Here is an 18,422-nt window from a genome sequence, read left to right on the forward strand (position 1 = left end):
TTGATTATTCTAAGTTATTGCCGCAGAATCTATTTCAAATAGAGGTTCGACCAGTTAACGGGGCACACAATGTTAGAACAAAAATTACAATTACCGCATACCGAACTTCGTAATCGTTTGGTTATGGGATCAATGCATACTGGCTTAGAAGAAGGCTGGCATAACCGCAAACGCTTACGTGCATTCTACGAGGCACGTGCCAAAGGCGGCACGGGTTTAATCATTACAGGTGGCTACAGCCCAAATATTCGTGGCAAGCTATCTCCGTTCGCATCAACATTTAATTCATTTTATGATGTGATCAAACACAAAGCATATACTGATGCAGTGCATCAACATGGCGGAAAAATTTGCTTACAATTATTGCATGCAGGTCGCTATGCGTATCATCCATTCAATCAAGCGCCAAGCTCAATTCAGGCACCTATTAATCCGTATAAACCTAAAGAAATGTCGTTAGGTTCAATTAAAAAAACCATCAAAGACTTTGCTAACTCAGCAAAAATGGCTGAAAAAGCAGGTTATGACGGTGTTGAAATCATGGGTTCTGAAGGTTATTTGATTAATGAATTCATGGCTAACCACACCAATAAAAGAACAGACAACTATGGTGGTAGTCTAGAAAACCGTATGCGCTTGGCGGTAGATATTGTTAAAGCTGTACGCGCTAAAGTAAGTCAAAAGTTCATTATTGTATTTCGTTTGTCTGTGATGGATTTAATTCCTAATGGATCAACGCCTGATGAAGTAAAGCAACAAGCCCTGGCACTTGAACAAGCTGGCGTTGATATCTTTAACACCGGTATTGGTTGGCACGAGGCTCGTGTACCAACGATTGCCAGTATGGTCCCAGCAGGTGCATTTAAAGAAGCATCAAAACGCTTAAAAGATACAGTATCAGTGCCAGTTATCGCGGTTAACCGTATTAACACACCGGAAATTGCCAATGGAATTTTAGAAGCAGGCGAGTCTGATTTAATTTCGATGGCCCGTCCTTTATTAGCGGACCCAGAGTTTTTCAATAAATACGTTAATAATAAGTCTGAACAAATCAATATTTGTATTGGTTGTAATCAGGGCTGCTTAGACCATGTGTTTAAAAATAAACGTGCCACCTGTTTGGTTAACCCACAAGCGGCTTTTGAGTTAGATTACAGCCTTGAAAAAGCTCCATCTTCTCGATTAGTCCTGGTTGTGGGGGCTGGCCCTGCTGGCCTTGCTGCAAGTTGTTACTTAGCAGCGAAAGGTCACAAAGTGACTTTAATTGAACGTAAAGAACAAATGGGTGGCCAATTTAATTTAGCCATGCAAGTGCCGGGTAAAGAAGACTTTAACCATACCCTTAACTACTTTACTAATGAATTAAAGCGTTTAAATGTCGATTTACAGCTCAGTACTGAATTTACTGACAATATGCTCAATCAATACGATGATGTGGTTTTTGCAACCGGTGTACGTCCGCGCGAAGCTAAAATCGAATGCGGTGATGGCAAACGTGTATTCGCTTATGATGAAGTAATTCGTGGTGAAGTAGAACTCGGTGAGAAAATTGCGATTCTAGGTGCCGGTGGTATCGGTTTTGATATGGTTGCCTTTTTAAGTGAACACAAAGGCCAAACAATTGAGCAATTCAAAACTCAATGGGGTATTGAGTGCGAAGCTGCGCCTGAAAAAGACAATCGTCAACTTTACATGCTTAAGCGAAGTGCAGGGCGTTTTGGTAGTGAACTGGGTAAAACAACGGGTTGGATCCACCGACAAGTTGCCAAACAGCATGGTGTTAAACAAATCGCTGAGTGTCAGTATCTAAGCTTTGATAAGCAAGGTCTGAAGATAACGGTAAAAGGTGAAGAGCAAATCCTCGATGTTGATACCGTGATTGCTTGTATTGGTCAGGTATCAAATACTGAAACGTTCGACAATCAAACCGAAAACGCGAAAGTACACGTTATTGGTGGCGCAAAACTAGCTGCCGCTATCGATGCTAAACGTGCAATTTTTGAAGCGTTACAAGTCGCTCGTAAAATTTAATTGAAAGTAAACTAGAAAACGTGCGGTCTATGTGATTAATCTATTTAGTCACGAGACCGCTATGTTGAACACACACCTAATACCCCTTTACCAACACACCTTAAAGAAACTGCAGTTTTTAGATGGACTACCGAGTCTATTAATTCGCTTGATTTTAGCCCCAGTGATGATCATTGCAGGCTTTAATAAGCTTGCTTTAAGCGGTGATGTTACTCATTTTTATCAATACTTTTTAGCATCTGAAGATATTGTTGCATGGTTTGGAAATAGTGACTGGGGTTTAGGCCTACCCATGCCCTCTGTATTGGCCTTTTTAGCTGCATGGACTGAGTTTTTAGGGGGGATCTTTATATTATTGGGTTTATTTACTCGTTTAACCGCAATTCCTTTGATGATCACCATGCTGGTTGCAGCGACAACAGTACATGCCAGTAATGGCTGGTTTGCTGTAACACCTACCGATGCCAGCACCAGCCCAGCGAGAGTACTCAATTGGCTTGCAATACCTGGTAGTGAAGCTAGCCTAGTTAATTCTGATGAAGCCAGCGAAAGATTAACCAAAATGCGTGAGTTGCTAGAAACGCATGGTTATACAGAGTACCTCTATGCGAAAGGGAAACCTGTGATCTTAAATAATGGTATTGAGTTTTCTGCCATATATTTTGTTATGTTATTGAGTTTATTTTTTACAGGGGGTGGTCGTTACGTTAGTTTAGATTATTGGTTAACTAGAAAAGTATCGAATAGCTTTCTTGCTCATAAAGATAAATGATAAGCTTGGGTTTTCTGCCCCGATTATTAAGGGGCGTCGTACTTAAGCATTTACGGAATATTCATGGACGCTTTAACGCTATTACAAACTCGACAATCAGATCCTCGCCTTATCGCACCTGGACCTACTGCAGAACAACTTGAAATTATTAAGCGAGCGGCCATTAAAGTGCCTGATCATGGCTGTATTGCTCCTTGGCGATTTATTGTCGTTGAAGGCGATGCACGTAATAAATTAGGCGATATCTATCATCAGGCCGCTGTTGCTGAAAACCAAGATGATAGAACCATTGAGCGCGCTAAAGAACTACCGCTGCGATCTCCGATGATGATCATTGCCATTGCAGATGTAACTGAAAACCCAAAAGTGCCACGTATTGAACAAGTACAAAGTGCAGGCTGCGCTGTACTTGCAATGCAACAAGCGGCATTCGCCCAAGGTTTAGGGGGTATTTGGCGCACAGGTTATTTTGCACAAAGCCCAGCTGTTAAAGCGGCACTCGGTTGTAAAGAACAAGATGAGATTGTTGGTTACCTCTATTTAGGTACGCCAGAAATAGACATTAAAAAACCTATCAGACACAAGCCAGAGACGTTTTTTGAGAATTTATAAATAGTAGGAACTTTTTTGCAGTTAAGCAGTCAGACATTATTAAGCTTACTTATGTTAGTTTTTTAGATTTAGCTTAGCTGTAAGAAGCGCACGGATGCAAAAAACGAAATAATTCTTCTTCAGTGTGTTTTTTAATCGGTTATTTTTTGTTAACGTATGGAAAGTCTTAAAAAAATAACGATAAAGAAGACGAGAACAATGGGAAACTTATTTTTACGTGAAAAAGAAAATTGGTTCGCTTGGTCAATTTGGGGCTTAGTTGGCGCTGTTGTCACATTTTTTGTTGCCATGTCTACAAAACAACCTCATTACCTTGGCTTGTCTGCTGTAGTGGTATTACTTCTATTGACATGGTGGATGCAAAGCACTAAACGTTTCGATTTCGGTCGCGCTTTTAAAATTTGTTGCTACGTTTTAACGATCACCTGCTTACCCGCCTTCGCATTAGTTATTGTACCGAGTTATAACCTCAATAAAATTGACGTAATAGTGCAGGGCTCAGGTTTTGCAATTGTTAGTTTAATTGTTTGTTTAGTTTGCTCTTTAATCGCAAAGCGTCCGAAGCAGTACTATTAAAAATACTTTTTTAAAGTTTTTTACATTTAAGGCTTTACAACGAACGCAGTAAACACTATTATGCGCGCCGTACGGAGAGATGGCAGAGTGGTCGAATGCACCGGTCTTGAAAACCGGCAGGGGTTTGTAGCCCCTCTAGGGTTCAAATCCCTATCTCTCCACCATTATTTAGAAAAACCGCCTTTAGGGCGGTTTTTTGCTATCTGGAGATAAGTAATGTCAGCAAGCGAGTCTTCTTCTACACTAATGCGCATTGTTAAACATGTTCTGCTTTGGTGTATCTTTTCTTATTTTTATCACAGCGGGATCAATGTACTTGTAGCTATGGCCCATGATGCGCAGCCTGATTACGGGCTAATATCTTCAATCGCTTATGGTATTGGGTTTAATGTGTTAGTAGGGCACCTTATTGGCAAATACGACAAGCATTGGCCTGTTATTGCAGCATGTGTGATTTCTACTGTGGGTCTTATTGCTGTGCCTTTAATCATGTTAGGCAAAGATGGTTTAATGAGCGGCTTTTTTATTGCTTCGATGATCGCTACATTACCTGTTGCGACATTTGTAATTGATAAAATAAAGCAGCGAATTAGTGCAAACACTGAGCAAACGCAGTAAAACTAGGCGATATTCGTTGTTTTTTTATGTTAGTATGAGCACGTCTTTTAACTAAATAAACGTGAATTAAAACATGTCAGATAATTTTACAACAGACGCTGAAAAAGCAAGTTACGGTATTGGTTTACAAATGGGTGAGCAATTAAAAGCGAATCCATTCGAAGGTTTAAACTTAAATTCTGTATTTGAAGGTATGAAAGACGCATACACTGGTAATGATTTCCAAGTTGAAATCCCAGAAATTCAAGCAGCTTTTGAGAAAATCAACGCTGAGATCCAAGCTCGTCGTGAAGAAGAAGCTAAAGTTCTTGCAGCTGAAGGTATTGCATTCTTAGAAGAAAATGCAAAACGTCCTGAAGTAACAGTAACTGAATCAGGTCTTCAATACGAAGTACTTACTGCAGGCGACGGTGAAAAACCAACTGCAGATTCAACAATCCGTGCACACTACCACGGTACACTAATCAACGGTACAGTATTTGACAGCTCATACGAGCGTGGTCAACCAGCTGAATTCCCAGTTGGCGGTGTAATCAAAGGTTGGACTGAAGCAGTGCAAATGATGGGTACTGGTTCTAAGTGGCGTTTATACGTACCACACGAACTTGCTTACGGTGAGCGCGGTGCTGGTGCAGCAATCGCTCCTTTCTCAACGTTAATCTTTGACGTTGAGCTATTAGAAATCATCTAATCGATTTCAAATAGATATAAAAAAACCTGCTTTAAGCAGGTTTTTTTATATCTGAATCAAATAGCTAATTAGCTATTTGATTCAGCGTATTCTTTACACGCAGCAGTGTCTTCACATTCACCATATAGGTAAAGAGAGTGGTTCGTCAGTTTAATACCATTCTCTGTTGCGATTTCTTCTTGACGACGTTCAATAGTGTCGTCTTCAAACTCAACTACCTTACCACATTTTAGGCACACTAAGTGGTCATGGTGAGTGCTACCTGATAATTCAAATACTGACTTGCCGCCTTCGAAGTGGTGGCGAGATACAATACCTGCATCATCAAATTGGTTAAGAACACGGTAGACAGTTGCAAGACCAATCTCTTCGCCTTTGTCTAAAAGAATTTTATAGACATCTTCAGCGCTGATGTGTTGGTTGTCTGGAGATTGTAGAATCTCTAAAATTTTAATACGTGGCAAGGTTACTTTTAACCCTGCTTTTTTTAATTCCAAGTTGTGATCAGTCATTCAATCTGTCTCAATTTTATTTAGTTATACTAGGCATCATCAAGATGCACACGACACATTAGCAACTATTAGAATAACGTGCCTAGTTACTAAGTGCAAAGAACAATTCGTCTATTTGCCGATTTTTCAAACAAAAATGAACTGGTTGTGCATCTTTACATCAGCTAGTAAATGCGAGTAGTACTTGTTATTAATCAGCAAGTTCCGCTAAACACATTTCGTCATAAACCTGAGCACACCAGTCTTTAACACGCTTTTCAGTAAGCTCTGGTTGACGGTCTTCATCAATACCAAGGCCAACAAAGTTGTTGTCATCTACGAGTGCTTTTGAAGCTTCAAAGTCGTAGCCTTCAGTTGACCAATGGCCCACTACGATTGCGCCACGCTCAGTAACGATATCGTTGATCATGCCCATTGCATCTAAGAAGTACTCTGCATAGTCTTCTTGGTCACCGCAGCCGAAAATAGCAACAAGTTTACCTTCGAAGTCAACTTCTTCTAATTCAGGGAAAAAATCATCCCAGTCACATTGAGCTTCACCGTAGTACCAAGTTGGAATACCGAATAACAATAAATCGAATTCAGCAATCTCTTCTTTAGAACTTTTTGCAATGTCGTGAACAGCAACAAGCTTTTTACCTAATTCTTTTTGAATCATTTTAGCTACGTGTTCAGTATTGCCTGTGTCACTTCCGAAAAAAATACCTACGCTTGACATGGATTTAAAACCTTCTATCTATCAATAGCCAATCTTTCTTGTAAAATTGTTTCAATCAACGCGCTACGGCTAATATTCTGCGCATCTGCCATATCGCTTAATGCTTGATATAACTGTGATGAAACCTTAAATTCTACACGCTTTAAACCACGTGCTTTATCTCGTTTTATTTGATTACGTTTATTTACTTTTAATTGCATATCGCGAGGTAGGGGATTTGTTTTCGGCCTACCAGGACGCTTTTCGTATTCAAATAAATCGGGTGTTGTTCTATCTGTTTCTGACTTTGCCATGTCTAGCCCACACCTGCGCCTTGCCAGAAGACTTGAATAAGTCCTTTCGCTATAAACCCAGAACAGCCTAAAAATAGCACTAACCAAACGATGTATCGGCCAAATCGTGGTACATCACCTTTTTTAAGGACGTCTTGAATTGCCATTCCAATAAAAAAGAAAATACCGGCTAAGCCAAAATACAACCCTAAGGTATCAAATTCGTTAATTAACTGACTGACCATCAACGTATAAACCTTTAAATTAAACGGCGCGTACTATATCACACAAATTTGTAATAATTTAGTGCGCACGATCAAAAACAGCGAATTTAATCAGCTCTATTAATGAGCTAAAAAATCGCTGATTGCTTTATTAACAGCAAGTGGTTTTTGGGCATGTAGCCAGTGACCAGCACCATGAATATTTTTTGCTTTTGCATTAGGGAACAACGCCATAATAGCAGGGCGGTGCTCTGCTAAAATGTAGTCAGAATCATTACCTTTAATGAACAAAGTATCACATAAACAAGAATCATTTTCACTAACTTGCGCTAAAATATTTTCATATTGCTGGTATAAAACAGCTAAATTAAAGCGCCATTGATAGTGACCTTCATTATTTTTAGCAAAGCTTTTTAATAAAAATTGACGTACGCCCATTTCCTCAATGTGCTTGGCAAGTATTTCATCAGCCGCTTTTCTATCTGTGATATTAGACTGTGCAACTTCGTTTAGGCCTGCAAAAATGGCACTGTGGCGAGGGTTATTAGCAACAGGAGAAATATCTAACACAACAAGCTTATCGATAAGTGAAGGGTGATTAAGTGCTATTTGCATGGCCACTTTGCCACCCATTGAATGACCTATGATGTGCGCTTTACTAATAGTTAGATGTTCAAGTAACTCACTGACATCTTTAGCCATAGCATGATAATTCATGGTATCGCTATGGAATGATTTACCGTGGTTACGTAAATCGATATTCGTTACACGATAATTTTCAGCTAATGCTTTTGCGATTACATTGAGGTTTTCAAGTGAGCCAAACAAACCGTGGATCAATACAACGTCTGAACCTTGACCCATTTGTTGGTAGTTTAATAGCATTTTCAACTCCTATTTTTAATGGCAGTATTTTGCCTAGTGAAATTACAAAATGCAAAACATAGAGAATTGCTGCGAGCTTAGGTATAATCATTGAGAACTTTTAAAATGTGACCCGTAAAGACAGGAATAACATGAAAAAAATCGACATAGACGACGAGTTATATCAATACATTGCAAGCAACACGCAAAGTATTGGTGAAAGTGCATCAACCATTTTGCGTCGTTTATTAAACCTCTCTGATGGCACCAATGCCCCAGTTGAAACAACTACTAAAACTGAACAAGAAACCCCAGTTGTTGAAGTACAAGAACAAGCAGAACAAGAATCAAGCCCTGAACCAAGCAACGAAAATGTTGAAGAGGCTGCAGAAACTGTCACAGCATCGACACAAGTGAAAGGTAATGTGTTTAATGTATTAAACAAAGAAGAGCTGGCAATGCAAAAAGGTGTTGTTGGTCGATTCTTATTTATACTTGCTGCTTTATATAGAACGCATAAAAAAGATTTTGCTAACGTGCTTGAAATTAAAGGCCGTGATCGAGTTTATTTTGCCACAAGCAAAGAAGCACTTCTGGAAAGCGGTAGCAGCATGAATCCAAAAAATATCACTGATACTGAGTATTGGGTGATGACAAATTCAAATACAACCAGAAAAAAAATGATGCTTCACGAAGTAGCACTGTGCTTAGGTTACAGCGCAGATGAAGCAGAAAAAATTCGTGATTACTTATAATCCATAAGGAAATAATATGGCGATTCATCCAGATGCAGGTAAACCTGCACCGCAATCAAGCTTAGTGAATGTACCAAAACTGATCTCGGCTTATTACTTAAATGAACCAGACCTAGAACAAAACCCAGAGCATTGTGTTGCTTTTGGTACATCTGGCCATCGTGGTTGTTCGTTCGATGTAAAATTTAATGAATCGCATATTTTAGCGATCACTCAAGCAATTTGTGATTACCGTAAAGAAAACAATATTTTTGGCCCACTTTTCTTAGGTAAAGATACACATGCATTGAGTGAAGCGGCTTTTAACTCTGCTATTGAAGTACTTGTTGCAAACGAAGTGCAAGTCATTGCACAAGAAAATGACGATTACACGCCAACGCCGGTAATCAGTCATGCTGTTGTTTGCCATAACAAAGAAAATCCAAATGAACTTGCTGATGGTATTGTGGTAACACCTTCACATAACCCGCCAGAAGATGGTGGTTTTAAATATAACCCGCCAAATGGTGGCCCAGCAGATACTGATGTTACTAAGTGGATTGAAGACAGAGCAAATCAATTACTTTTAGAAGACTTAGTTGAAGTAGAGTTATTTCCATATGCTAAAGCATCACGTTCTGGTTTTATTAAGTACCAAGACTTAATTACCCCTTATGTTGATGACTTAGTTAATATCGTTAATCTAAAAGCAATTAGCGATGCGAAAATCAAAATTGGTGTGGATCCACTTGGTGGCTCTGGTATCAACTTTTGGCCAGTCATTGCAGAAAAATATAATTTAGACTTAACGGTCGTAAATGAATCTGTTGACCCAACATTTTCGTTCATGCCTTTAGATAAAGACGGCAAAATCCGTATGGATTGTTCATCTCCTTATGCAATGACAAACCTTATTGCATTGAAAGATGACTATGATATCGGTATAGGTAACGACCCTGATTATGACCGCCATGGTATTGTTACGCCTGACGGCTTAATGAATCCAAATCACTTTTTAGCAGTTGCGATTGACTACTTATTAAATAACCGCGAATGGTCAAAAGAGGTCGCAATTGGTAAAACGCTGGTATCGAGCGGCATGATTGATAAAGTGGTTGCACGTAATAACCGCGAAGTAAAAGAAGTACCGGTAGGCTTTAAATGGTTTGTTGAAGGCTTAAGCAAAGGTACCCTTGCTTTTGGTGGTGAAGAAAGTGCAGGGGCGTCATTCTTACGCTTTGATGGTACAGTTTGGAACACTGATAAAGATGGTTTCATCTTAGGTCTACTTGCTGCAGAGATTTTAGCTGTAACAGGTAAAACACCATCACAGCTTTATAAAGAACTTGAGCAAGAGTTCGGTGCGCCTACTTATAAACGTATTGATGCGCCAGCTAATGCAGAACAAAAATCACGTTTAAAAGCGTTATCAGCGGATGATGTAACTGCAAGTACCTTAGCGGGTGATGCCATTACGCAAAAACTAACCCATGCTCCTGGTAATAACGCTGCTATCGGCGGTTTAAAAGTTGTTACTGAAAACGGTTGGTTTGCTGCACGCCCATCTGGCACTGAAGACATCTATAAAATTTACCTTGAATCATTCAAAGGTGAAGAACATTTAGCATTATTAGAAAAAGAAGCGAAAAAGCTGGTTGATTCAGTAATTAGCTAATTCCTCTTTTACCTATTAAAACGGCTGAGTTTCTCAGCCGTTTTTGTATTCTACTCTCACGCATTTTTAGGATAGAACAATGAGCTATTCAACTCCTTCATATCTCGAACAATTAAAAAGTACTGGCGACTTTTTAACCCTGACTCGTAACAATGAATTTTCACTCGAACCTTGTGCATTTACCCTTGAAAACGGTACTGATGTCACTGTTCACGACACGGGTATCATTGAGTTTCAACCTGCGCAGCAGACAAACAAAGATATTGTACTTTCAAGTGCGGTACATGGTAACGAAACTGCGCCAATTGAAATCTGCGATCAATTAATCAAGTCAATCGTTACAGAACAACTTACCTTGCAGCAGCGTGTACTGTTTATTTATGGTAATCCTAAATCTATTAATATCGGTAAGCGTTTTGTAGATGAAAACTTAAACCGTTTGTTTAATGGTCATCATACTGTAGAAGGCATTGCTTCAAACCCTGAGCGAGTTCGTGCAAAGCTACTTGAAGACGTGGTTACTGATTTCTTTGCTAGAGGCAACCAGGACAGTGAGCGTTTTCATTATGATCTTCACACAGCAATTCGTGGCTCTAAAAATGAAAAGTTTGCAGTCTATCCTTTCTTACATGGTAAACCGTGGAAAAAATCACAACTGCAATTTTTACTTAGCTGTGGCGTAAACACGGTATTAATGATGAAATCAGCGGCAACTACCTTCAGTTACTACTCGTCGTTTGTACATGGAGCTGACTCATTTACGGTAGAACTTGGCCAAGTAAAACCATTTGGCGAAAACGACATGTCGCGATTTGAGAAAACCAAACAAACCTTAATTGCATTAATTAGTCAAAAATCCGTTGAATATAAAGAATTCAATGCAGAAGAATTCGAGTTGTTTTCTGTATATAGAACAATAAACCGTACTTGCGAAGACTTTAGTTTTCCATTTGCTGATGATGTGGAAAATTTCACCGGTTTCGCAAAGGGCGAATTAATGGCAACTGATGGTCAGACCAGATATGAAGCGGAAGTAGACGGTGAAGCTATTATCTTCCCAAACGCTGATGTAGCCTTAGGTCAGCGCGCTTTGCTTACCGTTATTCCAATGCAAGTTGATAGCAACTTTATTTAAAATCTCTGCATTAACACCCATCTAAATTTAGTTAACTATATGACTATAAAGAATTTATCTTGTTGTATAGTTAACTTTCCATGCGTTTTTAGCCATTTGTCATCTATTCGTCTATGATTAGTTGAATAACAACTTACGTTAACGTAAAGTGACGGCAGTTTAATTTAATTAGATTGAATATTGCGCAAACTTTATCCTTACAGCTCATGCTGATAAAAATATAATTAAGGGCAGTAGCGTAGGTTTCTGACAACGAAAGAAGGTAGGTTATGAGTAATCCAAATAACGTATCGCTAAACATTAATCATGAACTGTCATTTATTGATGGTCACGCATTAACGATCCCTACATTAAGTATTCTTAATGAGGAAGGCGACATCTACGAAGGTGCAACCGCACCTGATATCGACAAAGCAACGGCAATCCGTCTATATGAAACAATGCGTTTTATTAGAGCACTTGATGAGCGTATGCAAGCAGCACAGCGTCAAGGCCGTGTTAGCTTTTATATGCAATGTCTAGGCGAAGAAGCGGCTGTAACAGCATCAGCTGCAGCGCTTGATCAAAACGATATGATCATGGCCCAATACCGTGAGCAAGCAGCTTTACGTTATCGTGGTTTTAGCCTTGACCAATTCATGAATCAAATGTTCTCAAATGAAAAAGATTTGGGTAAAGGTCGCCAAATGCCAATTCACTATGGCTCACGCGAACTTAACTACATGACTATTTCATCACCGCTTGGTACACAAATTCCGCAAGCAACAGGTTATGCATACGGTCAAAAAGTTCGTCATATCGATGCCCAAACCGGTGAGTTAAACAGCACTATTGATAACATCACTATTTGTTACTTTGGTGAAGGCGCTGCATCTGAAGGTGATTTCCATGCTGGTTTAAATATGGCCGCAGTTCATGAAGCACCGGTAATTTTCTTTGCTCGTAACAATGGTTATGCGATTTCTACACCTGCTGATGAGCAATTTAAAGGTGATGGTATTGCATCACGTGGTGTTGGCTATGGCATTAAAACAATCCGTGTTGACGGTGCTGATGCACTTGCTGTTTATGCAGCAACGAAAAAAGCCCGGGAAATTGCGACGACTAAAGGTGAACCTGTTTTAATTGAATCGATTGCCTATCGTTTAGGCGCTCACTCAACCAGTGACGATCCAAGCGGTTACCGTACAAAAGATGAAGAAGCAAAACATAAAGGCTGTCCAATCGAGCGTTTCCGTAAGTGGCTATTAAAGCAAGGTTGGTTAGACGAAGCGCAAGACGCGAAAGACAAAGAAACAATTCGTGAAGAAATTTTAGCGGCTCTTAAACGCGCTGAAAAAGTAGCAAAACCAGCATTAGAAGACCTTATTTCTGATGTGTATGATAAGCCAATCCCATCACTGCAAAAACAATATGAAGAACTAAAAGAGCACATTTTGCAGCATCCTGATGCTTATCCAACAACTGCAGGGAGATTAAAGTAATGGCTAAAATGAACATGCTTCATGCAATTAACTCTGCCCTTGATATCACCATGGCAGAGCATCCAAATGCATGTATTTTTGGTGAAGACGTTGGTTATTTTGGTGGTGTATTCCGCGCTACATCTGGCTTACAAGAAAAATATGGTAAGCATCGTGTGTTCAATACTCCGTTAACTGAGCAAGGTATTTTAGGTTTTGCTAATGGTTTAGCGGCGTTCGGTGCCCCTGCATTAGCTGAAATTCAATTTGCTGATTATATTTTCCCTGCATTTGACCAAATCGTGAATGAATCAGCTAAATTCCGTTACCGTAGTGGTAATGAATTTAATGTTGGCAATCTAACAATCCGTACACCATACGGTGGTGGTATTGCAGGTGGTTTATATCACTCACAATCACCAGAAGCTTATTTTGCTCACACACCGGGTTTAAAGTTAGTTGTGCCACGTAACCCATATCAAGCAAAAGGTTTGCTTCGTGCATCAATTAAAGATGATAACCCTGTTATTTTCTTTGAGCCGAAACGTTTATACCGTGCATCAACAGGTGAAGTGCCAGAAGAAGATTACAGCATCGAGCTTGGTAAAGCTGAAATCGTTCAAGAAGGCACTGATGTCACTGTACTTGCTTGGGGTGCTCAGATGGAAATCATCGAAGACGCCGCTAAAAAAGCTGCAGAGCAAGGTATTAGCTGTGAAGTGATCGACTTACGTACCATTTTACCATGGGATGTTGAGACCATTGCTAAATCAGTGACTAAAACAGGTCGTTTAGTGGTAAGCCACGAGGCACCAATCACGAATGGTTTTGGTGCAGAGATCGTTGCAACAATTCAACAAGAGTGTTTCTTACACCTTGAATCGCCAATTACTCGCGTGTGTGGTTTAGATACGCCATACCCATTAGCACTTGAAAAAGAATATGTACCGGATGCACTTAAAGTGCTTGCTGCGATCAAGCAATCAGTAGAGTTTTAGGAGTCAGTATGTCTAAAGATTTTATCTTGCCAGATATCGGCGAAGGCATCGTAGAGTGTGAAATTGTTGAATGGTTAGTTGCAGAAGGCGATTCTGTAAAAGAAGACCAGCCTATTTGTGATGTTATGACCGACAAGGCGCTTGTGCAAATTCCTGCTGTTCATGATGGTGTGATCAGTAAGCTCTATTATGCAAAAGGGGATATTGCGAAAGTACATGCACCATTATTTGCAATGGATGTTGATGGCGAAGCACCAACACAAAGTGAAGAAGTTCAAGCTCCTGCAGCAACTGAAGCATCATCTGAGGCTGGTGAGCACTTAGAAGATTTCATATTACCCGATATCGGTGAAGGGATCGTTGAGTGTGAAATCGTTGAGTGGTTAGTAAGTGAAGGCGATGAAATCGTTGAAGACCAAGCTGTTTGTGATGTAATGACAGACAAAGCATTGGTGCAAATTCCGGCTAAATACACAGGTAAAGTTGAAAAGCTTTATTATCAAAAAGGTGATATTGCTGCAGTTCACAGCCCATTATTCCAAATGAGCATTGCCGGCCAAAGTGCAGAGCCAGATGTAAGTTCTGCGGTAGTTAAAGCACAAACAAATGCAGCAACTAAACCTTCGCAGAAGCCTGCGACTTCGGCAAACTCTAGCAAACAACTTAATAAGAAAGCGGTTGCTTCACCTGCTGTTCGTCGTAAAGCCCGCGAACTTGATGTTGATTTAACGCAAGTGCCAGGCTCTGGTAAAAATGGCCGTATTTACAAACAAGATATCGAAGATTTCTTGAATGAAACACCAAGCCAAGCAGCATCACAACAAGCTGCGCAAAAAGCGGCAGAGCCTGTATCAACGGTGGTGTCTTCTGGTGGCAGTCGCGTAGAGCCTATTAAAGGCATTAAAGCGGCAATGGCTAAGCAAATGGTTGCTTCAGTTTCGACAATTCCTCACTTTACTTTCTGTGATGAAATTGACCTCACTAAACTAATTGCAATGCGCAGTGAGCTCAAAGAGCAGTATAAGCAGCAGGGTGTTAAGCTCACTATGATGCCGTTCTTTATTAAAGCACTGTCGTTAGCGATTAAGCAATTCCCAGTACTAAACTCGCAAGTAAATGATGATTGCAGCGAGCTAACTTACTTTGATGATCATAACATCGGTATGGCGGTTGATTCTAAGATTGGTTTACTTGTACCAAACATTAAATCATGCCAGTCAAAGAGTATCGTAGATGTTGCAAACGAAGTGACCCGCTTAACTGAAGCAGCACGTGATGGTCGTGTTTCACCGGATGATTTGAAAGGCGGCACTATTAGCATTTCTAACATCGGTGCGATTGGCGGCACAATTGCAACCCCGATCATCAATAAACCTGAGGTAGCGATTGTTGCTTTAGGTAAACTGCAGCATTTACCTCGCTTTGATGCACAAGGTAATGTGATTTCAGCAGCAATTATGCAAGTAAGCTGGTCTGGAGACCACCGAGTGATTGATGGCGGAACAATTGCACGCTTCAATAACTTATGGAAGTCTTATTTAGAAGATCCTGCAAAAATGATGATGGCGATGAGCTAAATCAGTAAGCATTAAAAAACCAGCCTCGGCTGGTTTTTTTAATGCTAAGGATTATATGCCGTAAAAATACAACCCATAACCGAGTAACAGCGCTGGAATTGTTGAATACACCGTCGCGATTAAGGCCGCTTTTGGCGCTAATGCGATAGCTGGGAATAGGGCATCGCCGTCATTTGAAATTGCATTGGCTGCCATCGCACTAAATGGAATAATACCTTGAATATAGAGTGTCATCACGACGATTTGTGGCCCGCAGCCGGGTAATAAGCCAATAGCCACAGCCACCAGCGGTGCAAGATAAGCATACTCAGAAAACCACGCTGTTAAATCAACACCAACTAGGTTAACGAGAATTTCAAACAGCATAAAACTGGCAACAACCCAGGCCGTAACAAAGTGCGTGTCCATTAACACTTTCGTGAGTTTTGAAGGAGGTGTGCAAGGTGCTTCTTCACTGGTTACTTGCTTATAACTGCTGCCTTTAGAAGACAGTGCCCACACAACCACAGTGAACAGGGCCATGATTGAGCCAAACACAGTAATGCCATCATTAATACCACTGCCAAATACACTTAAGTCGGTATTGGTGGCGATAACAAAAGCAACAATCAAGCTCGGTACTAAAGCAAATTTCCATACTGGTCGGCTAAACTTTAACGCTTTTGGTTGGCATTGTGGCTGCTCGTTGTATTCGCTAGCCTCATCAGGCTGAAATTTATCTGGGCTATGAAATGTATTAACTAATTGACCACTAATAACGCCTACAGCAACACCTATTAACATCATTAATAAGCCATCAAGCGGACGGGTTGCTAAAAGTAAAAAGGCGGCATCACCCATGGTTGCGGTTAAGACAGCAACAACAGAGCCAAAGCTAGCCTGCTTTTTAGTAAATTGGGTTACCACAATAATGGCACCCCCACAGCCAGGTAAAGCACCTAAAATTGAGGCAAAACTCACCTCTAGAATACCTGATTTAGCGCGTAGATAGCTCAGCTGTAACTGAGGAAGTTTATCAATAAGGTAGTAATAGATTAATAAGGTGGCTGCAACAAATACAGATACTTGAAAAAAAGCATCACTTAGCGCTTGTAGGGTGAATTCTCGGCTTGCAGGTACCGCTAAAGAAATTAGTAATAAAAGGGGTAAAAATAAGCGTTTATTGTCCGTAATGTAACACCTCGCTTTATGGGGAATAAACCTCGTTTGTGTTAGTGAGAGCATACAGTGCAACCTTAAAATTAAACAGGTTACACTGTAGTACGATTTTAAATGAAAATCAATCTCATTTGTATCTATTTGCGTTGGAACTCAGAAGTGGCATTCCAGGTCGGCCATTCTTTTCGTTCTGAGATATCAAAACCTACTTGATAGAATAACTGAAGGTCCTGAACGGCACCTGATAAATCCCATTCATCACGGTAACGGTCGCAAGGCTGATGATAACAACCACGAAGCACTAGGCTCATACGCTTACGGTAATTTGCCGTTTCTTCATCAAGGGCTTCACTACCACCACCGGCATACATTGCAGGTACACCCATGTTTGCAAATGCAAAGTGATCAGAGCGGTAGTAACCACCTGAAGACGGTTTAGGGTCGCCAGATACTGTACGGCCTTGCGCTTTAGCAGCTGTTTCTAGTAGGCTATCCATTTCAGATTTGCCAATACCAACAACGCTAATGTCTTTTACTTTACCTAATAGGTTTAAGCTATCCATATTGATGTTTGCAACCGTTTGTGATGCTGGGATCACTGGATTTGCAGCATAATATTTCGAGCCAAGTAAACCTTGTTCTTCAGCAGTAACGGCTAAGAAAGTCATTGAACGGCTAGGGGGCTCAGGTAAGGTAGCGAATGCTTCAGCAACTTCGATTAAGCCAGCAGTACCCGTAGCATTATCGTGGGCGCCATTATAGATTTGGTCGCCTTTGCGGGTTTTATCAGTACCAAGGTGATCCCAGTGAGCTGAATAAATGATGTGCTCATCAGGCTTTTCGCTACCCGGTAACGTCGCGATAAAGTTATACGAAATTGATTTTTTAATTGTGTTATTTACTTCAACACTTGCAGTTAGGTCGCCCATATCAACATGGTAAGCGCCTTTTGCCGCATTCGCTTTCATGGTATCGAAATCTAAGCCTGCTTTTGTGAAAAGCTCTTTAGCAACATCAGTTGTTACCCAGCCTTCGACAGCAACACGGTCCATGTTGTTATTTTCTTTTTGGAAACCAAATTGCTCACCGCTCCAAGAGTTTTCAACAACTGACCATGGGTAAGAAGCCGGTGCTGTTTCGTGGATGATAATCGCACCTGCTGCACCTTGACGGCTTGCTTCTTCATATTTGTATGTCCAACGACCGTAATAGGTCATGGCATCGCCCGTGAATAAATCAGGGTTTTTCGTCGCAAAACCAGGATCGTTTACCAGCATAACAACGGTTTTGCCTTTAACATCTAGGCCTTCGTAGTCGTTCCAGTTGTACTCTGGTGCATTAACACCGTAACCAACGAATACTAATTCAGAATCTTTAATGCTTTGCTTAGCACTAATACGGCTACTACCCATTACCATATCTTTTTTGTATTGGTAATCTTTGCCGCCAATAGTAAGTACCATGTCTGAATCAGCTTCTAGTGAAACAAGCGGTACTTCTTGTAAAAAGCTATCACCGTTACCAGGCTCAAAACCCAATGCTTTAAATTGGTCGGTTAAATAGGCAAGCGTTAGCTCTTCACCTTTCGATGAGGGGGCACGGCCACCGAACTCATCAGAGGCAAGCACTTTAATGTGCTCTGCTAGTTGCTCTGAGTTAATGCTTTGATAGGCTTTTTCGACATCACTTGATGTGATACTTGTTGAAGCACAGCCCGCAAGAATAGCACTTGCAAGGACTGTCATTGGAAAATAGCGTTTCATAATAGCTCTTTTTTTGTTTTATGGTGACG

At 40.5% G+C, this 18,422-nt stretch carries 19 protein-coding genes and 1 tRNA gene; 13 read left to right on the forward strand and 7 right to left on the reverse strand.

The features are described 5' to 3' along the window. Positions 1–69: 69 nt before the first annotated feature. The 7 genes from IRQ78_RS03975 (at position 70) to IRQ78_RS04005 (ending at position 5,300) form a co-directional block, all read left to right on the forward strand. Positions 70–2,031 carry an oxidoreductase gene (locus tag IRQ78_RS03975; RefSeq protein WP_194441427.1) on the forward strand — a complete coding sequence of 654 codons (1,962 nt, stop codon included), beginning with the start codon at positions 70–72 and terminating at the stop codon, positions 2,029–2,031. 61 nt (positions 2,032–2,092) lie between these two features. Beyond that, complete coding sequence (locus IRQ78_RS03980; protein ID WP_194441428.1) at positions 2,093–2,803, forward strand: HvfX family Cu-binding RiPP maturation protein; 711 nt, start codon at positions 2,093–2,095, stop codon at positions 2,801–2,803. A 63-nt stretch (positions 2,804–2,866) separates the two neighbouring features. After that, positions 2,867–3,415, forward strand: a complete 549-nt coding sequence (locus IRQ78_RS03985) for an NAD(P)H nitroreductase (RefSeq protein ID WP_138601088.1) — start codon at positions 2,867–2,869, stop codon at positions 3,413–3,415. A gap of 198 nt (positions 3,416–3,613) precedes the next feature. Next, positions 3,614–3,991, forward strand: coding sequence for a hypothetical protein (locus IRQ78_RS03990; RefSeq protein WP_054553932.1), 378 nt, complete (start codon positions 3,614–3,616; stop codon positions 3,989–3,991). 73 nt (positions 3,992–4,064) lie between these two features. Further along, a tRNA-Ser gene (locus IRQ78_RS03995) sits at positions 4,065–4,155 on the forward strand. Positions 4,156–4,207: 52 nt separating this feature from the next. Then, on the forward strand, positions 4,208–4,609 hold the full coding sequence (locus IRQ78_RS04000; RefSeq protein WP_054553931.1) for a hypothetical protein: 402 nt from the start codon (positions 4,208–4,210) through the stop codon (positions 4,607–4,609). A gap of 73 nt (positions 4,610–4,682) precedes the next feature. Then, complete coding sequence (locus IRQ78_RS04005; protein ID WP_054561418.1) at positions 4,683–5,300, forward strand: FKBP-type peptidyl-prolyl cis-trans isomerase; 618 nt, start codon at positions 4,683–4,685, stop codon at positions 5,298–5,300. A gap of 68 nt (positions 5,301–5,368) precedes the next feature. Here the strand turns inward: IRQ78_RS04005 and fur are convergent, their stop codons facing one another. The 5 genes from fur to IRQ78_RS04030 all read right to left on the reverse strand — a co-directional run bounded on the left by fur (position 5,369) and on the right by IRQ78_RS04030 (position 7,911). After that, positions 5,369–5,812 (reverse strand): ferric iron uptake transcriptional regulator, encoded by a 444-nt coding sequence (gene fur / locus IRQ78_RS04010; RefSeq protein ID WP_054561419.1) that lies wholly within the window; start codon positions 5,810–5,812, stop codon positions 5,369–5,371. Between the two features lie 190 nt (positions 5,813–6,002). Continuing rightward, on the reverse strand, positions 6,003–6,530 hold the full coding sequence (gene fldA / locus IRQ78_RS04015) for a flavodoxin FldA (RefSeq protein WP_138601092.1): 528 nt from the start codon (positions 6,528–6,530) through the stop codon (positions 6,003–6,005). Positions 6,531–6,544: 14 nt separating this feature from the next. After that, complete coding sequence (gene ybfE, locus IRQ78_RS04020; RefSeq protein ID WP_004586673.1) at positions 6,545–6,823, reverse strand: LexA regulated protein; 279 nt, start codon at positions 6,821–6,823, stop codon at positions 6,545–6,547. Between the two features lie 2 nt (positions 6,824–6,825). After that, positions 6,826–7,047: a DUF2788 domain-containing protein gene (locus IRQ78_RS04025; RefSeq protein WP_036968243.1), complete on the reverse strand. Its 222-nt coding sequence runs from the start codon at positions 7,045–7,047 to the stop codon at positions 6,826–6,828. 99 nt (positions 7,048–7,146) lie between these two features. After that, positions 7,147–7,911 carry an alpha/beta fold hydrolase gene (locus IRQ78_RS04030; protein WP_194441429.1) on the reverse strand — a complete coding sequence of 255 codons (765 nt, stop codon included), beginning with the start codon at positions 7,909–7,911 and terminating at the stop codon, positions 7,147–7,149. 131 nt (positions 7,912–8,042) lie between these two features. Here IRQ78_RS04030 and seqA point away from each other — a divergent pair, with 131 nt between their 5' ends. The 6 genes from seqA to IRQ78_RS04060 all read left to right on the forward strand — a co-directional run bounded on the left by seqA (position 8,043) and on the right by IRQ78_RS04060 (position 15,472). Continuing rightward, the gene (gene seqA / locus IRQ78_RS04035; protein ID WP_054553926.1) at positions 8,043–8,645 is read left to right on the forward strand and encodes a replication initiation negative regulator SeqA; all 603 of its coding nucleotides are present in this window, start codon (positions 8,043–8,045) and stop codon (positions 8,643–8,645) included. 16 nt (positions 8,646–8,661) lie between these two features. Beyond that, positions 8,662–10,299 carry a phosphoglucomutase (alpha-D-glucose-1,6-bisphosphate-dependent) gene (gene pgm, locus IRQ78_RS04040; protein ID WP_194441430.1) on the forward strand — a complete coding sequence of 546 codons (1,638 nt, stop codon included), beginning with the start codon at positions 8,662–8,664 and terminating at the stop codon, positions 10,297–10,299. Between the two features lie 79 nt (positions 10,300–10,378). Next, a complete protein-coding gene (gene astE, locus IRQ78_RS04045) occupies positions 10,379–11,434 on the forward strand; it encodes a succinylglutamate desuccinylase (protein WP_194441431.1) in 1,056 nt (351 codons plus the stop codon). Between the two features lie 269 nt (positions 11,435–11,703). Then, complete coding sequence (locus IRQ78_RS04050; protein ID WP_054553923.1) at positions 11,704–12,918, forward strand: thiamine pyrophosphate-dependent dehydrogenase E1 component subunit alpha; 1,215 nt, start codon at positions 11,704–11,706, stop codon at positions 12,916–12,918. Continuing rightward, a complete protein-coding gene (locus IRQ78_RS04055) occupies positions 12,918–13,895 on the forward strand; it encodes an alpha-ketoacid dehydrogenase subunit beta (RefSeq protein ID WP_054553922.1) in 978 nt (325 codons plus the stop codon). Before IRQ78_RS04050 ends, IRQ78_RS04055 begins: the two co-directional genes overlap by 1 nt. 8 nt (positions 13,896–13,903) lie before the next feature. Continuing rightward, positions 13,904–15,472, forward strand: a complete 1,569-nt coding sequence (locus IRQ78_RS04060) for a dihydrolipoyllysine-residue acetyltransferase (RefSeq protein WP_187489567.1) — start codon at positions 13,904–13,906, stop codon at positions 15,470–15,472. Positions 15,473–15,523: 51 nt separating this feature from the next. Here IRQ78_RS04060 and IRQ78_RS04065 read toward each other — a convergent pair whose 3' ends face one another. Then, positions 15,524–16,696, reverse strand: a complete 1,173-nt coding sequence (locus tag IRQ78_RS04065; protein ID WP_054553920.1) for a putative manganese transporter — start codon at positions 16,694–16,696, stop codon at positions 15,524–15,526. 71 nt (positions 16,697–16,767) lie between these two features. Continuing rightward, positions 16,768–18,393: a M28 family metallopeptidase gene (locus IRQ78_RS04070; RefSeq protein WP_194441432.1), complete on the reverse strand. Its 1,626-nt coding sequence runs from the start codon at positions 18,391–18,393 to the stop codon at positions 16,768–16,770. Between the last annotated feature and the right edge of the window lie 29 nt (positions 18,394–18,422).

It is taken from the genome of Pseudoalteromonas simplex (assembly GCF_015278155.1).
GTDB classification, from domain to species: domain Bacteria; phylum Pseudomonadota; class Gammaproteobacteria; order Enterobacterales; family Alteromonadaceae; genus Pseudoalteromonas; species Pseudoalteromonas simplex.

What these genes read in the sequence shown, in the direction of transcription:
- IRQ78_RS03975 (WP_194441427.1), top strand. Translation starts at nt 70, where the DNA reads ATGTTAGAACAAAAATTACAATTACCGCATACCGAACTTCGTAATCGT.
- IRQ78_RS03980 (WP_194441428.1), top strand. Translation starts at nt 2,093, where the DNA reads ATGTTGAACACACACCTAATACCCCTTTACCAACACACCTTAAAGAAA.
- IRQ78_RS03985 (WP_138601088.1), top strand. Translation starts at nt 2,867, where the DNA reads ATGGACGCTTTAACGCTATTACAAACTCGACAATCAGATCCTCGCCTT.
- IRQ78_RS03990 (WP_054553932.1), top strand. Translation starts at nt 3,614, where the DNA reads ATGGGAAACTTATTTTTACGTGAAAAAGAAAATTGGTTCGCTTGGTCA.
- IRQ78_RS04000 (WP_054553931.1), top strand. Translation starts at nt 4,208, where the DNA reads ATGTCAGCAAGCGAGTCTTCTTCTACACTAATGCGCATTGTTAAACAT.
- IRQ78_RS04005 (WP_054561418.1), top strand. Translation starts at nt 4,683, where the DNA reads ATGTCAGATAATTTTACAACAGACGCTGAAAAAGCAAGTTACGGTATT.
- fur (WP_054561419.1), bottom strand. Translation starts at nt 5,812, where the DNA reads ATGACTGATCACAACTTGGAATTAAAAAAAGCAGGGTTAAAAGTAACC.
- fldA (WP_138601092.1), bottom strand. Translation starts at nt 6,530, where the DNA reads ATGTCAAGCGTAGGTATTTTTTTCGGAAGTGACACAGGCAATACTGAA.
- ybfE (WP_004586673.1), bottom strand. Translation starts at nt 6,823, where the DNA reads ATGGCAAAGTCAGAAACAGATAGAACAACACCCGATTTATTTGAATAC.
- IRQ78_RS04025 (WP_036968243.1), bottom strand. Translation starts at nt 7,047, where the DNA reads ATGGTCAGTCAGTTAATTAACGAATTTGATACCTTAGGGTTGTATTTT.
- IRQ78_RS04030 (WP_194441429.1), bottom strand. Translation starts at nt 7,911, where the DNA reads ATGCTATTAAACTACCAACAAATGGGTCAAGGTTCAGACGTTGTATTG.
- seqA (WP_054553926.1), top strand. Translation starts at nt 8,043, where the DNA reads ATGAAAAAAATCGACATAGACGACGAGTTATATCAATACATTGCAAGC.
- pgm (WP_194441430.1), top strand. Translation starts at nt 8,662, where the DNA reads ATGGCGATTCATCCAGATGCAGGTAAACCTGCACCGCAATCAAGCTTA.
- astE (WP_194441431.1), top strand. Translation starts at nt 10,379, where the DNA reads ATGAGCTATTCAACTCCTTCATATCTCGAACAATTAAAAAGTACTGGC.
- IRQ78_RS04050 (WP_054553923.1), top strand. Translation starts at nt 11,704, where the DNA reads ATGAGTAATCCAAATAACGTATCGCTAAACATTAATCATGAACTGTCA.
- IRQ78_RS04055 (WP_054553922.1), top strand. Translation starts at nt 12,918, where the DNA reads ATGGCTAAAATGAACATGCTTCATGCAATTAACTCTGCCCTTGATATC.
- IRQ78_RS04060 (WP_187489567.1), top strand. Translation starts at nt 13,904, where the DNA reads ATGTCTAAAGATTTTATCTTGCCAGATATCGGCGAAGGCATCGTAGAG.
- IRQ78_RS04065 (WP_054553920.1), bottom strand. Translation starts at nt 16,696, where the DNA reads ATGCTCTCACTAACACAAACGAGGTTTATTCCCCATAAAGCGAGGTGT.
- IRQ78_RS04070 (WP_194441432.1), bottom strand. Translation starts at nt 18,393, where the DNA reads ATGAAACGCTATTTTCCAATGACAGTCCTTGCAAGTGCTATTCTTGCG.